This window comes from Psychrobacillus antarcticus, from assembly GCF_029533155.1.
In the GTDB taxonomy this organism is placed as follows: Bacteria; Bacillota; Bacilli; order Bacillales_A; family Planococcaceae; genus Psychrobacillus; species Psychrobacillus antarcticus.
This window is the reverse complement of the sequence record NZ_JAIZDB010000032.1, coordinates 32,999-49,822: the sequence shown is the minus strand read 5'-3', so window position 1 is coordinate 49,822 and position 16,824 is coordinate 32,999. Positions and strand designations below refer to the sequence as shown.

Here is a 16,824-nt window from a genome sequence, read left to right as displayed (position 1 = left end):
AGGAAATTATATAGATTATTACAACTCAGAACGAAAGCAATGGGATTTAAAAAAGATGGCTCCGGAAGCATACCGAAACCATCTCATCGCAGTCTAAACTACAAACTCTCTTTTTATTAAGTTGTCTACTTTATAGGGCTCAGTTCATCTCATGAGCAATCCTTCTTTTTATATTCTTATAAACGGGCACCTTCCGCTTTTCTAGATTGTCTAGCTGCTGCGCCTAGCACCTCGAGTCGTTTCAGAATGTCGGATAAAGGCAAAGTACGCCTTTACCATCATTCTTCCAACGCTTTTTGGTGGCCCACACGACGTGGGTTAGTCAGTCGTTGCGACACGATGTCGCGAATTTAGACTGACTTCCTTATTAGGTGCTTCCGCTTTTCTATTCACCAACAGAAGCTTTGATGAAGTCGCGGAATAACGGTTGTGGACGTTGTGGACGTGACACAAATTCCGGGTGGAACTGGGAAGCTACGAAGAATGGGTGATCTGGAAGCTCGATGATTTCGATTAGACGACCATCTGGGCTTGTCCCAGAGAACACAAATCCTGCTGCTTCGAATTGCTCACGGTACTCGTTGTTGAACTCGTAACGGTGGCGATGACGTTCGTATACAAGTTCTTCGCCGTATGCTTGATGCGCTTTTGAGCCTGGTGTTAACTTGCATGGATATAATCCTAAACGAAGTGTTCCGCCCAGGTCTTCTACATCTTTTTGCTCTGGCAATAAATCAATTATAGAATGTGGAGTTGTTGGGTCTAACTCTGTAGAATGTGCCCCTTCAAGTTCAAGAATAGAACGAGCAAATTCAACTGTTGCCAATTGCATACCTAAACAAATACCTAAGAACGGCACATTATTTTCACGTGCAAATTTAGTAGCGGAAATTTTCCCTTCTACACCACGGTCTCCAAATCCACCAGGAACAAGGATTCCATCTACATCACCAAGGATTTCAGCAACATTTGCATCATTTACTTCCTCGGCATTTACCCATTTCACTTCTACGTCAGCATCAAATTTGTAGCCAGCATGTTTCATCGCTTCTACTACGGAAATATATGCATCTTGAAGTTCTACGTATTTACCAACTAAACCAATACGCACTTTTTTCGATAATGATTTTACTTGGTCAACTAAGCTGATCCAATCTGTCATATCTGCTTCAGGCGTTTGAAGTTTAAAATGATCCACAACAATTTGGTCTAAATGCTGTGCTTGTAAATTCAATGGAATTTCATATAAAGAATCGGCATCAATACATTCAATTACTTCTTCTGGTCTGATATCACAGAATAGCCCGATTTTATCTTTCATATCCTGAGGAACCGGCATTTCCGAACGAAGTACGATTACATTTGGTTGAATACCTAGACTACGTAATTCTTTTACACTATGCTGAGTTGGTTTTGTTTTCATTTCTCCTGCTGCTTTAATGAATGGTACTAACGTACAGTGAATGTACATTACGTTATCGCTACCAACATCACGTTTCATTTGACGGATTGTTTCTAAGAATGGAAGAGATTCGATATCTCCAACTGTTCCACCGATTTCTGTAATAACAATATCTGCATGTGTTTCTTTTGCTGCTAAAAATAGACGATCTTTGATTTCATTTGTAATATGTGGAATTACTTGAACTGTTCCACCATTATAATCTCCACGGCGCTCTTTTCTTAGAACAGATGAGTAGACTTTACCAGTTGTAATATTCGAGTATTTATTCAAATTGATGTCGATAAAACGCTCGTAGTGACCTAAATCTAAATCTGTTTCTGCGCCATCGTCTGTTACGAAAACCTCTCCGTGTTGATATGGACTCATTGTTCCAGGATCTAAGTTGATGTAAGGATCGAATTTTTGGATCGTTACGTTTAGACCTCTATTTTTTAATAAACGGCCAAGTGATGCAGCCGTGATCCCTTTACCAAGTGAAGATACAACCCCACCAGTAACAAATATAAATTTAGTCATTATGTGTTCCTCCTAATGTAATATCTAGTCCGCCACCACATTCAAGTGGCAACATAATCTAGTTTTAGTATGCGTTAAAACATTAAAATAAATAAGAGTAGAGCAATAACAAAAAAAAGCTCCACCTGCTCATTGCAGGGGAGCGCATATGCACATAAGTTATGTCTCTTCAAAAAGAGCCCAATAAAATCTTATAGCGTTTAAGAAGATAAGTCAAGAATTATTCTTCGTCGTCTTCCTCGTCCAAGTCCTCATCGATTTCAAACTCATCTTCGTCTTCATCAATCAAGTCTTCTTCAATCACTTCATCAATTTCTGCACCGACAAATCCGATAACTGGTTCGTCCTCATCTTCGTCCTCGTCGTCATCTTCAACAAACTCATCAAATTCTTCTTCGAATATGATTTCGTCCTCATCTAAATCATCTAATTCATCATCTACTACTTTATCTTTCTTTTTACGAACCTTGACAGTAGGAGCTGATTCTTCTTCAATTTGTTCTACTGGATACCATTCTCTAAGGCCCCATTGGTTTTCTGAAATTGCTAAAAAGCGTCCATCAATATTCATATCTGTATAGAATTGAGGCTTGCGGGAAGCCATTTCCTCATCTGTAAGACCATTATAATTTTGAATCTCATCAAATAATTCTTTTAAAGTTAATGAATTTTTTTTATCTTCTAAAATCGCAAATGATAGATCGATTAACGATTCTTCTTGTAATTGTATTATTGTCATTTCACGAAATTTCAAATCGTGCACGTCCTTTCTATGTTCGTTTGCGTTTGCATACTTTTCATTATATACACACAAGTATGTTATATGCTACATTCATTTATTCTTTTTGAAAAGAGAAATTTTAGTTCCGACAAGGATAAATAAATATAACGATATTAAAAGCAGTGGAATTGAGGCTAGTTGTTTGTTATATAGAAAAAAAGTTAGTAATAAGAGAATTATAATGACAATGTAGTGAATAGGTTTTTTCATCCAAATTCCCCTTTACTATGTACTAGGTATATTATACAAAAAAACAGAAAAAAAGTGTTCCAAAAATCATCGGAACACTAAATTTTATTTCCAGGGTTCTATTATTTACATATTTCGACGGTATTGTCCTCCTACTTCGTACAAAGCGTGAGTAATTTGACCTAGACTCGCATGTTGAACAGTTGTCATTAACTCTTCAAAAATATTGCCACCTGTAACAGCAACTTGCTTTAAGCTTGCAAGGGCTTCTTCAGTCCCAGCTGCATTTTTTTGTTGAAAATTTCGTAGATTCGTTATTTGCGTTTCTTTTTCTTCTTTTGTTGCGCGGGCGATTTCCATATTATTGATGTCCTCATCAGAAGCAGGATTAGGATTCAAATAAGTATTTACCCCGATAATAGGTAACTCTCCAGTATGTTTTTTCATCTCGTAGTGCATAGATTCTTCTTGAATTTTACCGCGTTGGTATTGGGTTTCCATTGCACCGAGCACTCCACCACGATCATTAATACGATCGAATTCGGTTAGAACTGCTTCTTCTACTAGGTCTGTCATTTCTTCGACGATGAATGCACCTTGTAGAGGATTTTCATTTTTCGACAGTCCATGTTCCTTCGTAATAATCATTTGAATCGCCATTGCACGACGAACTGATTCTTCTGTAGGAGTTGTAATGGCTTCATCATAAGCATTCGTATGAAGCGAGTTACAGTTATCCTGTAGCGCCATTAATGCTTGTAATGTAGTGCGAATGTCGTTAAAGTCTATTTCTTGTGCATGTAAGCTTCGACCGGACGTTTGTACATGATACTTTAGTTTTTGACTGCGTTCATTTGCGCCATATTTATCACGCATGACCACTGCCCAAATACGACGAGCAACGCGTCCAATCACGGTATACTCAGGGTCTAGACCATTCGAGAAGAAGAACGATAAATTCGGTGCAAAGTCATCTATATTCATGCCTCGACTTAAATAGTATTCTACATAAGTGAAACCATTTGATAATGTGAATGCTAACTGCGAAATTGGATTTGCTCCTGCTTCTGCAATATGATAACCCGAAATAGACACAGAATAATAATTACGAACCTTTTGTTCAATAAAATATTGCTGAATATCTCCCATCATTCGAAGTGCAAATTCTGTAGAGAAAATACATGTATTTTGACCTTGATCCTCTTTTAGTATATCTGCTTGAACAGTTCCTCGAACGACCTGTAACGTAGTAGCCTTAACGTTTGTAAATTCCTCTACCGTAAGCGTACGTCCCAGTTCTTCTTCCTTTAGACGCACCTGCTGATCAATGGCTGTATTCATGAACATTGCTAGAATAATTGGTGCCGGACCGTTGATCGTCATCGAAACCGAAGTGGAAGGTGCACATAAGTCAAAGCCGTCATATAATTTCTTCATATCCTCTAATGTACAAATGCTAACACCAGATTCCCCAACTTTTCCATATATATCCGGACGATGATCAGGATCTTCTCCATATAGCGTCACGGAGTCAAAAGCAGTAGATAATCGTTTCGCATCGTCATCTTTCGACAAATAATGGAAGCGTCGATTTGTTCGTTCAGGCGTTCCTTCTCCAGCAAATTGACGTTTTGGGTCTTCCCCTTCTCGTTTAAACGGAAAAACACCTGCCGTATAAGGGAATGAACCTGGTACATTTTCTTTATACACCCAGCGTAAAATTTCTCCATAGTCTACGAATTTAGGAAGTACTATTTTCGGTATTTTAATTCCCGATAAGCTTTCTGTGCGAAGAATGGTACGAATCTCTTTATCTCGAATCTTTGTAATAAATTCGTCCCCAGCGTATGCTTCTTTTAAAGCTGCCCAGTTTTCAAGAATACGTTTTGATTCTGCAGTCAGTTCTTCACGAACGCCTGTAGCTAATGACTCGAGTGACTGGATAAGCACATCATCTGAGGCTTTTTCCTTCACTTGCTCTATGGCACCTTCTAGCTGAAACAGTCGTCTAGCAAATCCTACCTGTTCTTCTGACTTGTGATGGTATCTACGAACAGCATCCGTAATTTCACGTAAGTAGTAGCGGCGATCATTCGGTATGATGACGTTTTGCTTTTGCGTTTTTACAAATTGGTCATAGGAAGTTTCCCAAGTGGATCCTACCTTTTCGTTTAATGTAGCAACAAGTGCGGCAAATAATGAATTGGTTCCTTTATCATTAAATTGACTGGCAATAGTTCCATAAACAGGCATCGTATCTAAATCATCATGCCAAAGTTCACGGCTTCGTTGATACTGCTTTTGTACTTGGCGAAGTGCGTCCTCTGAGCCTTTACGCTCGAATTTATTGATAACGATTAAATCTGCATAGTCAATCATGTCAATTTTCTCTAATTGAGAAGGCGCTCCGAACTCGCTCGTCATTACATACATCGAGACATCCGATACATTTGCAATTTCCGCGTCTCCCTGTCCGATTCCACTTGTTTCTACAATAATCATGTCATATCCTGCAACTCTAACTACGTCTAGTACATCCGCAAGGGCTCCTGATAATTCTGTGCGTGACCCTCGAGTAGCTAGACTTCGCATAAATACACGCTTGTTGAATATTGCATTCATGCGAATACGGTCACCTAGTAGTGCTCCGCCTGTTTTTTGTTTCGTTGGATCAATCGAAATAACAGCAATTCTTTTATCTGGAAGTTCTTGAAGGAAACGACGAATTAATTCATCTGTTAATGAACTTTTCCCTGCTCCACCAGTACCTGTAATACCTAATACAGGAGTGCCTTTGGATAATTGCTTTGCTTGCTTCAGCATTTGAACTGCTTCGTCATTATGTGTTTGATGCGCTTCTTCCGCTACGGTGATTAAATGAGCAAGAACTTCTTGATTTTCTGTCGTCACGTTAGAAATCTCTTCGTTTACACCTTTAGCTTCTGTTGCTACATCACATTCCACAAGCATTTGATTGATCATTCCTTGTAACCCTAATTTACGACCATCCTCTGGTGAGAAAATGCCGGAAATGCCGTATGCTTGTAGTTCTTTTATTTCTTTCGGAATTATTACCCCGCCGCCTCCGCCATAAATACGGATATGTGGCGCACCACTTTCAACGAGTAAGTCTTTCATATATTTAAAATACTCAACATGTCCTCCTTGATAGGAAGATATGGCGATTCCATGTACATCCTCTTGAATTGCCGCATTTACTACCTCTTCTACTGAGCGATTATGGCCCAAATGGATAACCTCTGCTCCACTTGCTTGTAAAATGCGTCGCATAATATTGATGGATGCATCATGCCCGTCGAAAAGGCTCGATGCTGTAACGAATCGTACATGATTTTTTGGACGATATACTTCTACCGTAGACATGTTGATATTCCCCCTTGTTTGTGTTAGTGAACGTGTTTATTTTATTTCATCCCATGTAGTAATAAATCGATGTGTAGGTCTGTGAATTGTTTAATCGTGTATTCCTTGCGCAACGCCCATCTTCGGAACGCCCACATTTGTCCTTGGACGACTAATGTATGTGCGTATAGATGTGCTTGAGCCTCTGTCAATTCAAGTTCCCCTGCTTGAATGCAGCCAATAATTATTTTATGGAAAATGTCGACCATTTCCAATTCTTTCGTTAATACGTATTCCAATGCACCTTTTGGGAGCGATTTAGATTCTTGATACATAACGACGAACTCGTCTGACATATCATCAATAACCTCATAGTAGTGATGAATAGCTGTTTTTAAGTCGTCTATCGTGCCGTTTTCTGAATTAATATGTGATAGTCTGTTGTGCACCTCATTGTAAATACTGTCACAAACCAAATATAGTACGTCTTCTTTTGTGCGAATATATTCATACAAGGTACCAATACTAAAGCCTGCTTCTTTTGCAATTTCTCTGGTAGTTGCTCGGTGAAACCCTTTTTCTTTGAATAAAGTAACAGCCGCTCGAATCATTTGGTTTCGTCTTTTTTCAATAAGATTTTCGTCTTTGACCGACGTCCTTACTTCATGTTTCTTTTCCATAATCATCGATTATTTCGTTAACATACGAGAAATTACTAGTCGTTGAATCTCTTGTGTTCCTTCGTAAATTTGCGTAATTTTCGCATCACGCATATAACGTTCTACTGGATAATCTTTTGTATAGCCATATCCACCAAATACTTGAACAGCTTCTGTCGTTACCTTCATCGCTGTATCTCCAGCCATCAGTTTAGCCATCGCAGATTCTTTTCCGTATGAATGGCCGTTCGACTCTAACCAAGCAGCTTGATACGTCAGTAAACGAGATGCTTCGATGGAAGTCGCCATATCTGCAAGCTTGAAAGATACCCCTTGATTTGCAACGATTGGCTTACCAAATTGCACTCGTTCTTTTGCATAAGTTACGGATGCGTCCAGTGCACCTTGTGCAATACCAACAGCTTGAGCGGCAATCCCATTACGCCCACCATCTAATGTTTTCATAGCGATAATGAAACCTTCGCCCTCTTCCCCAAGAAGATTTTCTTTTGGAATACGGCAATTATCGAAAATAATTTCAGTCGTTGGAGAAGAACGAATTCCTAACTTTCTCTCTTTTTTACCAACAGAGAACCCTGGGAAATCTGCTTCTACGATGAATGCACTCGTGCCTTTGTGCTTTGATTCAGGATCCGTTACTGCAAAGACGACATAAATGTCGGCAATTCCACCATTTGTAATAAAGATTTTCGAGCCATTCAATACATAATGGTCCCCATCTAATTTAGCACTTGTTTTCATCCCACCAGCATCAGAACCTGCACTTGGCTCTGTCAAACCATATCCGCCAATTTTAGTACCCTCTGCCATCGGACGAAGATATTTTTGTTTTTGTTCTTCATTGCCATAGTTGAAAATTGGCCAACCTGCAAGTGATGTATGTGCAGATAAAGTTACGCCTGTTGACGCACAAACACGTGACAACTCTTCTACCGCTATGCAATATGCAAGATAATCGGACCCAATTCCACCGTACTCTTCTGGCCAAGGAATTCCTGTTAACCCAAGCTCCGCCATCTTATCGAAAATTTCACGGTCAAAGCGTTCCTCTTCATCACGTTCAGCAGCTGTTGGCGCTACTTCGTTTTCTGCAAAGTCTCTTACCATTTTACGAATCATTTCATGTTCTTCTGATAGTTGGAAATTCATTGTTCATCCCGCCTTTTTTGGTTTGATTTGGTTTGGTTTGGCTTGGTTTGGTTGTTTGTTGGAGCAGCGAGAGAGGTCTCTCGTACGGCTTGCAGTCTCTCTCGCATAACCGCTGATCTCTCTCGGATAGAACGCAATCGCTCTCGTTCATCCATCAATTTCCAGCTTTAATTCGTTAAATGCTTTGCAATTACGATGCGTTGGATTTCACTTGTGCCTTCGTAAATTTCGGTGATTTTTGCATCTCGGAAATAGCGTTCTACTGGGTAATCCTCTGTGTAGCCATAGCCACCGAATACTTGCACTGCTTCAATCGCTACGTCTACTGCGGTTTTCGAGGCAAATAGTTTGGCCATCGATGCTTCTTTTCCACATGAAAGTCCTTGTTCACGGAGACTTGCCGCACGATAGACTAGTAATCTAGCAGCTTCCACTGCAGTTCCCATGTCAGCAAGTTTGAATCCAATACCTTGGTTCGCAGCGATTGGTTTACCAAATTGCACACGCTCTTTTGCGTATCCAACAGCAGCTTCAAAAGCAGCTTCTGCAATTCCCAGTGCTTGTGTAGCAATCCCGATACGTCCGGTGTTTAGGTTAGCCATGGCAATTTTAAAGCCTTCTCCCTCTTCACCGAGTCTGTTTTCCACAGGGATTTTCATATTATCAAATGTAAGCTCTACTGTTCTAGATCCATGGAGACCCATTTTTCGTTCATCTTTTCCAACGATAAATCCTGGTGTATCCTTTTCGACAATAAATGCCGTAATACCTCTTGAACCCTGGGACGGATCAGTTGATGCAAAAACAATATTTACATCTGCTTCTCCACCATTGGTAATAAATACTTTAGAGCCGTTTAATACATAGTGATCATCTTTTTTAACAGCTTTTGTTTTCAAAGCACCTGCATCAGATCCCGCTGAGGCTTCCGTTAAGCAAAAGGCACCTAAATATTCACCAGTTGCAAGCTTCGGAATGTATTTATCTTTTTGTTGCTCTGTACCGAAATATAAGATTGGATTCGTACCAACCGAAGTATGAACGGATAGTATGACCCCTACTACAGCACTCACTTTTGATAGTTCATTAATGGCAATGACATAGCTTGTAAAATCCATTGCTGAGCCACCATATTGTTCTGGAACCGTAATCCCCATTAGGCCGAGCTCACCCATTTTCTTCAAAATTTCACGTGGGAACTCCCCTTGTTCCATTTTTTCAATAAAAGGTTCGATTTCTGTTTTTGCAAAATCCCTGACCATGTTGCGCATCATTAGTTGTTCTTCAGTAAACTTTAGCTCCATCTTATATGCCCCTTTTATTCGTAGATGTAGAAACCTCTACCTGTTTTCTTTCCTAGCCATCCAGCTTTCACATATTTACGTAACAATGGACATGGACGATATTTACTGTCGCCAAATCCTTCATGTAAGATTTCCATAATGTAGAGGCAGGTGTCTAAACCGATAAAGTCCGCTAGTTGAAGCGGGCCCATTGGGTGATTCATCCCCATTTTCATAACATCATCAATAGCTTCTTTCGTTGCAACACCCTCGTATAATGTATAGATTGCTTCGTTGATCATTGGCATTAAAATACGGTTAGAGACAAATCCTGGAAAGTCATTTACTTCTACAGGAACTTTGCTTAGTTTCGTCGTCATTTTTTCAATTGCTGTGTATACTTCGTCAGATGTAGCGAGTCCACGAATGATTTCTACTAATTTCATTACTGGTACAGGATTCATAAAATGCATACCGATCACTTGCTCTGGACGGTTTGTCGCAGCAGCAATTTCTGTAATTGGTAAAGACGAAGTATTAGTTGCTAGAATTGTATGAGCTGGTGTAATCTCGTCTAATTGTTTGAAAATAGACTGTTTTATTTCCATATTTTCGACTGCTGCTTCAATCACTAAGTCGACATCGTTCGCATCTTCAATGGATAAAGACATAGTGATTTTATTTAGCACTGATTGTTTTTCATCTTCTGTCATTCGACCTTTTTCTACATTACGTGAAAGGTTTTTAGTAATAGTTTGAATGCCACGATCGTAAAATTGTTGTTCACGATCATTTAGTTTTACGTCAAATCCTGCTTGGGCACATACTTGAGCAATTCCCGATCCCATCTGACCTGCTCCGATTACTAATACTTTTTGGATATTCATGCGTTGCTGCCTCCTGTTTTTGGAACTTCGATCATAATGGCATCTCCTTGACCGCCACCGGAACAAATTGCTGCGATACCGATACCACCGCCGCGACGCTTCAATTCATACGCAAGCGTTAGTATAATACGGGCACCCGATGCTCCTATTGGATGACCAAGTGCAACTGCTCCACCATTTACATTTACTTTTTCTTCGTCTAAACCTGCTAGCTGACTGCTCACTAATGCAACTGCTGCAAATGCTTCATTTATTTCGAATAAATCTATTTCCGCTAACGTTTTACCTGTTTTCTCTAGTATTTTATTGATGACTAATCCAGGTGTTTGTGGGAATTTCTCCGGTTCAATCGCTACCTCTGCGTGACCAATAACGTATGCAAGTGGTTCTTTTCCAAGTGATTTCGCTTTTTCCTCACTCGTTAAGACGATGGCACAAGCCCCATCATTAATACCAGGTGCGTTTCCTGCAGTGATTGTTCCTTCTTTTCCGAATGCTGGCTTAAGGTTAGCTAGCGATTCCAAAGAAGTATTGCGACGAGGTGATTCGTCTTCGTTTACGATGATTGGTTCCCCTTTACGCTGTGGAATTTCAACCGTAACAATTTCTTCTCCCAAAATCCCATTATCTATTGCCTTCCATGCAAGGTCATGGCTTCTAAACGACCATGCATCTTGTTTTTCACGTGATAACTCAAACGTTTCTGCCGTAGAGTTGCCATAAGTGCCCATATGAACATTTTTCGGATGGAATGAACAAGATAGACCGTCATAAACCATACCATCTACCATCTTCGCATCCCCCATGCGCAAGCCGAATCTACCTTTTGGTAAATAATAAGGAGCGTTGGACATCGATTCCATGCCCCCTGCTACAATAATCTCCTCGTCACCAAGTCGGATTAATTGATCAGCAAGTGTGACACTTCGCATTCCAGAGGCACATACTTTATTGATTGTTTCTGTTTTAACCGACCATGGAATTCCTGCTTTCGTAGCTGCTTGTCGAGAAGGAATTTGCCCTTGCCCTGCTTGTAGAACGGTCCCCATAATTACTTCGTCAACTTGCTCAGGGTCAATACCTGCGCGATTTAGTGCTTCTTTAATGGCTACTCCGCCCAGATCGGAGGCAGTTAAAGCACTTAATGCTCCTCCAAATTTCCCAAAAGCTGTACGTGCTCCATCCAAAATAACTGTTTTCGTCATATAGACACCCCTTCATGTTGTATGCGCTTTCAACTTCCCAGAAATAAAAAACGACTGAACGCTCGCTCGATTTCATTAGTAAGAAAAGAGGGAGTAAAAAATTACTCCCTCACTATTTAATACTAGTTTACGAAACTATGAGACTATTAGCAATATATTATTGAACGATAGGCTCTAATTCTTCCTCTTCCACCGGAGGAATGAATTCTCCAAATACCGATTTTTCTAGAAGCTCCGCAATATCATATGTGCCAACTGTTTCTTCTACTTCCTTCGCTTTCGTTCCATCTGATAACATTGTTAAGCAGTAAGGACATCCAGAAGATATGATCGTTGGATTTACTTCTAACGCTTGTTCTGTACGAGCTACGTTTACACGATTCCCAACATGCTCTTCCATCCACATTAGACCGCCACCTGCTCCACAACACATACCATTTTCTCTATTACGATCCATCTCTACTAGCTTCACGCCCGGAATTGCTCTTAATACTTCACGTGGTGCATCGTATACATCATTGTAACGACCTAAGTAGCAGGAATCATGGAAAGTAATCGTTTCTTCCACTGCGTATTGCGGTTTCAAGCGACCCTCTTGTACTAAGTCATAAAGCATTTCTGTATGATGGAGCACTTCTCCGTTCCATCCAAAATCACCATATTCATTTTTAAAGATATTATATGCATGAGGATCGATTGTTACAATCTTCGTTACCCCTGCTTTTTCAAATTCTGAAATATTCGAACCAGCTAATTCTTGGAATAAAAACTCATTACCTAGACGACGTGGTGTGTCTCCTGAGTTCTTTTCTTTATTGCCAAGGATTGCAAATTTCACTCCTGCTTCGTTCATCAAATGTGCAAATGATAGAGCAATTTTTTGTGAACGGCTGTCGAATGATCCCATCGAACCAACCCAGAATAGGTATTCAAATTCTTCTCCAGCTTTCGATACTTCTTTCACTGTAGGAATATGAATATCTGGACGAGCATCTCTCCAGTTTTCCTTTTCTTTTCGGTTAAGTCCCCATGGATTTCCTTGACGTTCGATGTTAGTCATTGCGCGTTGTGCATCTGGGTTTACTTTCCCTTCTGTCATTACTAGGTAACGGCGAAGGTCAATAATTTTATCTACATGCTCGTTCATAACTGGACATTGATCTTCACAGTTACGGCAAGTTGTACAAGCCCAAATTTCTTCTTCTGTAATAACATCTCCAATTAGAGACGGGCTATAAATATCTCCAATTATTGCACCTTCTGCTCCAGCAGCCATCGCAAGTTGGTTTCCTTTTGTTCCTTGGAAAGCTAATGCTGGTACCCAAGGTTTTTTCTTCGTTTCCACTGCTCCAGTAAATGTTAAATGATCACGAAGCTTCACGATTAGATCCATTGGTGACAGCATTTTCCCTGTTCCAGTTGCTGGACACATATTCGTACAACGACCACATTCTACACATGCGTATAAATCGATCATTTGTGCTTGCGTAAAGTCTTGAATACGACCTACCCCGAACGAAGGCATTTCTTCTTCAGCTTCTGGATCTTCATTTTCCTCTTCCTCAAAATTGATTGGACGTAATCTACCAACTTTGTCTAAACGGTGGAAGTATACGTTTGCCGGCCCAGTGATTAAGTGGAAATGCTTTGATTGTGGTACATACACTAAGAATGTTAGTAGGATAATTAAATGAACCCACCACATAGCAAAGAAAACAACTGCTGCAGCGGTTGGTGATAAGAAGCCAAAAATAGTTGCGATAGCGGAAGCAACTGGCTCTGACCAAGTAGCACTATGCTCATGCCAAATCATCCCCATCCCATTACCGATTAAAACAGAAAGCATTAACCCACTTAGGAAAATAAGTACTAAACCATTTTTCCAGCCGCGTTTTAAGCGAACTAACTTCTCTACGTATCGACGGTAAAACGCCCATACAACGGCAACCAAAATAAGTAAAGTGACAATTTCTTGGAAGAAAGTAAACGCTGGATATAATGGACCAAGCGGAATATGAGAACCTGGCGCTAACCCTTTCCAAATAAAATCGATTGCACCTGCTTGGACTAATAAGAAACCATAGAAGAACATTACATGCATAATTCCACTCTTCTTATCTTTTAATAATTTCTTTTGTCCAAAAACATACACCCATATTTTGCGAAGTCTTTCCTTCACATTATCTTCAAATTCGACTTTTTTCCCTAGTTTGATATACGTATATCTTGTTTTCAACAAATATGCGAACAATCCTACAGCGTACAAAACTACTGCGATAAACAGTAACCAGTTTGCAATTAAAAATGGATTCATCTTATTTCTCCCCCTCTGAGTTGTAAAATGATTTTATGAATAGAATAATACATTAGATTGATAAACTAATATATAAGTAATTCAATATTAAAACTGAATGAGCATTCAGTCAACAGTTATTTATTTGGATTGATGTGAATTTTGTATTTTTTTTGTGAATTGGATGTTTGCTGAGGTTATTTTTGATTGAATTAGTTAGCGGGACTGTTTTTTGGATATTGGATGGTTATATGAGAGAGATGTCCGCTTATCCGAGAGAGAACTCGTGCTATACGAGAGTGGTCCATGTCTATACGAGAGCGCAAGGGTTATACGAGAGAGAATATACTATATGCGAGAGAGGTACGGTGTTATACGAGAGCGAGTGCCATCTATCCAAGTCGTTTCCACATCTCAGGAAAATAGTCTTGGAATAATTTTCCACTCCGCTAGTAAATCGACTGCGGCCGCTAGTAAATATAGTCCTTCCGCAAGTATTTCCAAATGGTGAGCGAGTAAAGCAACCACGACCGCTAGTATTCAACAATCGACCGCAAGTAAACTATGAATTGGCCGCCACCTCGTCGAGTACCCATTCTATTCTAGCTATACCTTCAACTGAAGTATCCATTTTGGAATAATTACCCACTCCGCAAGTAAATCCACCGCGACCACTAGTAAACATAGTCCTTCCGCAAGTATTTCTAAATGGTGAGCGAGTAAAGCAACCGTGACCGCTAGTATTCAACAATCGACCGCAAGTAAACTAAAAATCGGCCGCCACCTCGTCGAGTACCCATTCTATTCTAGCTATACCTTCAACTAAAGTATCCATTTTGGAATAATTACCCACTCCGCAAGTAAATCCACCGCGACCGCGAGTAAATATAGTCCTTCCGCAAGTATTTCCAAATGGTGAGCGAGTAAAGCAACCGTGACCGCTAGTATTCAACAATCGACCGCAAGTAAACTATGAATCGGCCGCCACCTCGTCGAGTACCCATTCTATTCTAGCTATACCTTCAACTGAAGTATCCATTTTGGAATAATTACCCACTCCGCAAGTAAATCCACCGTGACCGCTAGTATTCAACAATCGACCGCAAGTAAACTAAAAATCGGCCGCCACCTCGTCGAGTACCCATTCTATTCTAGCTATACCTTCAACTAAAGTATCCATTTTGGAATAATTACCCACTCCGCAAGTATTTCTAAATGGTGAGCGAGTAAAGCAGCCGTGACCGCTAGTATTCAACAATCGACCGCAAGTAAACTATGAATTGGCCGCCACCTCGTCGAGTACCCATTCTATTCTAGCTATACCTTCAACTGAAGTATCCATTTTGGAATAATTACCCACTCCGCAAGTAAATCCACCGTGACCGCTAGTATTCAACAATCGACCGCAAGTAAACTAAAAATCGGCCGCCACCTCGTCGAGTACCCATTCTATTCTAGCTATACCTTCAACTAAAGTATCCATTTTGGAATAATTACCCACTCCGCAAGTAAATCCACCGCGACCGCGAGTAAATATAGTCCTTCCGCAAGTATTTCCAAATGGTGAGCGAGTAAAGCAACCGTGACCGCTAGTATTCAACAATCGACCGCAAGTAAACTATGAATCGGTCGCCACTTCGTCGAGTACCCATTCTATTCCAGCTATACCTTCAACTAAAGTATCCATTTTGGAATAATTATCCACTCCGCTAGTAAATCGACTGCGGCCGCTAGTAAACATAGTCCTTCCGCAAGTATTTCCAAATGGTGAGCGAGTAAAGCAGCCGTGACCGCTAGTATTCAACAATCGACCGCAAGTAAACTATGAATTGGCCGCCACTCCTGTATTTCTCCAAAACAAAAAGCCATCTCTTTAAGAGATAGCCTCAAAATAATTACCAAAATGAAGTTTCGCTTCTTTTTCTTTCGAAATATCAATGCCAAGTAGAACAGTAGTAGCTGGTCCTGCTGATTTCTCTACATCCCAGTCAACTAAATTGCCACAAAGTCCTAGTCGATCACATTCACCTTTAATTCCGGTAGATCCAACGGGCCACACCCGATGCACTAACCCCTCATTAATTGCTTCACTAATTTTTTTCAAATTAGCAATTTTATTACTATCCGTGATGACCTCTTTGCCGACACTTGGCTTGCCATATGCATACCAGCAGATTTCTTTATGATTTCCTTCTACTCTTTTACCTAGCATCGTCACTGCGATTGCCGACTGTAGTGTTTGCATATTGGTCTCACTGCTGCCGGTAATTTCGGGGCATTTCACTCCAATTTCATTAAATAGCTTGTCAATCCCAGCGACATATTTACTCCAGCTTCCATCCCCTGAAAAGTTATGAACGACGATCGACACTGGAGTTGCACCAGCTGCCCATTGTTCGAGCAATGCGACTCTTGCCGCGAAATAGGATACTATTTCGTCCGGGGTGGAAACTACGTCGTCATTTTTTTCGCCGATGCCTGCGGAGTTATCTGTCGTTAAAACGAAGCCATTCGGCAATAAAACGCCATTACGCATGGGTTTTCACACGTTCCATTACTCGCTCCACCACTGGAGAGACAATCATTGCAATCGCCGCGTTCAAAATAGTTGCTAGCGTGATACCTGGAAGTGCCGCTGCAAAGAATGCCGGTGAAATGATCCAGTAAAATGGAAGCGTTGCTAGAACACTATTTGCGAAGATAAAGAAAATCCATTTCCAAACGTGATGCCCCGCTTTGTGTAGCTTTGTGTAAACGAATAAAATCACAAACATTTCAGCAGCAATAATTATATGCAGTGGTCCTAACGGAAATCCTGCATATAAAGAGGATGATAAATGACCAATTAGTGATGCTGCTCCCGCATAAACCGGTGGCAGAAAGGATGCTGAAATTAGGGCAGGTACCGTATCTAAAGCCGCACTTCCGATCCCAACTGGAATCTTAATGAATGCACCGATTGCACACAGTGCTGCAAACATTGCTGCTAGTGTTAATAATCGAAGTTTCATGA

Annotated in this window: 12 protein-coding genes; 1 reads left to right on the top strand and 11 read right to left on the bottom strand. The window is 40.4% G+C overall.

Translation table 11 applies throughout. From position 1 onward, the window contains the following. Window positions 1-10: 10 nt before the first annotated feature. Window positions 11-97 (top strand): IS3 family transposase, encoded by an 87-nt coding sequence (locus LDK52_RS15935; protein ID WP_407081798.1) that lies wholly within the window; start codon window positions 11-13, stop codon window positions 95-97. A 288-nt stretch (window positions 98-385) separates the two neighbouring features. Here LDK52_RS15935 and LDK52_RS15930 read toward each other — a convergent pair whose 3' ends face one another. The 11 genes from LDK52_RS15930 to LDK52_RS15880 form a co-directional block, all read right to left on the bottom strand. Further along, window positions 386-1,981, bottom strand: coding sequence for a CTP synthase (locus tag LDK52_RS15930; RefSeq protein WP_277586931.1), 1,596 nt, complete (start codon window positions 1,979-1,981; stop codon window positions 386-388). Window positions 1,982-2,201: 220 nt separating this feature from the next. Then, entirely contained in the window at window positions 2,202-2,735 is a 534-nt protein-coding gene (gene rpoE, locus LDK52_RS15925) for a DNA-directed RNA polymerase subunit delta (RefSeq protein WP_277586930.1), read from the bottom strand. Window positions 2,736-3,077: 342 nt separating this feature from the next. Continuing rightward, complete coding sequence (gene icmF / locus LDK52_RS15920; RefSeq protein ID WP_277586929.1) at window positions 3,078-6,335, bottom strand: fused isobutyryl-CoA mutase/GTPase IcmF; 3,258 nt, start codon at window positions 6,333-6,335, stop codon at window positions 3,078-3,080. Window positions 6,336-6,376: 41 nt separating this feature from the next. Next, window positions 6,377-6,994: a TetR/AcrR family transcriptional regulator gene (locus LDK52_RS15915; protein WP_277586933.1), complete on the bottom strand. Its 618-nt coding sequence runs from the start codon at window positions 6,992-6,994 to the stop codon at window positions 6,377-6,379. Between the two features lie 9 nt (window positions 6,995-7,003). Continuing rightward, window positions 7,004-8,143 (bottom strand): acyl-CoA dehydrogenase, encoded by a 1,140-nt coding sequence (locus tag LDK52_RS15910; protein ID WP_277586928.1) that lies wholly within the window; start codon window positions 8,141-8,143, stop codon window positions 7,004-7,006. A gap of 167 nt (window positions 8,144-8,310) precedes the next feature. Next, window positions 8,311-9,447: an acyl-CoA dehydrogenase gene (locus LDK52_RS15905; protein ID WP_277586927.1), complete on the bottom strand. Its 1,137-nt coding sequence runs from the start codon at window positions 9,445-9,447 to the stop codon at window positions 8,311-8,313. A gap of 14 nt (window positions 9,448-9,461) precedes the next feature. Beyond that, entirely contained in the window at window positions 9,462-10,313 is an 852-nt protein-coding gene (locus tag LDK52_RS15900) for a 3-hydroxybutyryl-CoA dehydrogenase (RefSeq protein WP_277586926.1), read from the bottom strand. After that, window positions 10,310-11,518, bottom strand: coding sequence for an acetyl-CoA C-acetyltransferase (locus LDK52_RS15895; RefSeq protein ID WP_277586925.1), 1,209 nt, complete (start codon window positions 11,516-11,518; stop codon window positions 10,310-10,312). Before LDK52_RS15895 ends, LDK52_RS15900 begins: the two co-directional genes overlap by 4 nt. A 157-nt stretch (window positions 11,519-11,675) precedes the next feature. Next, complete coding sequence (locus tag LDK52_RS15890; RefSeq protein WP_277586924.1) at window positions 11,676-13,832, bottom strand: (Fe-S)-binding protein; 2,157 nt, start codon at window positions 13,830-13,832, stop codon at window positions 11,676-11,678. Window positions 13,833-15,684: 1,852 nt separating this feature from the next. Then, window positions 15,685-16,347: a hypothetical protein gene (locus tag LDK52_RS15885; protein WP_277586923.1), complete on the bottom strand. Its 663-nt coding sequence runs from the start codon at window positions 16,345-16,347 to the stop codon at window positions 15,685-15,687. Continuing rightward, entirely contained in the window at window positions 16,340-16,822 is a 483-nt protein-coding gene (locus LDK52_RS15880; RefSeq protein WP_277586922.1) for an ECF transporter S component, read from the bottom strand. The genes LDK52_RS15885 and LDK52_RS15880 overlap by 8 nt, the downstream gene beginning before the upstream one ends. Window positions 16,823-16,824 lie beyond the last annotated feature (2 nt).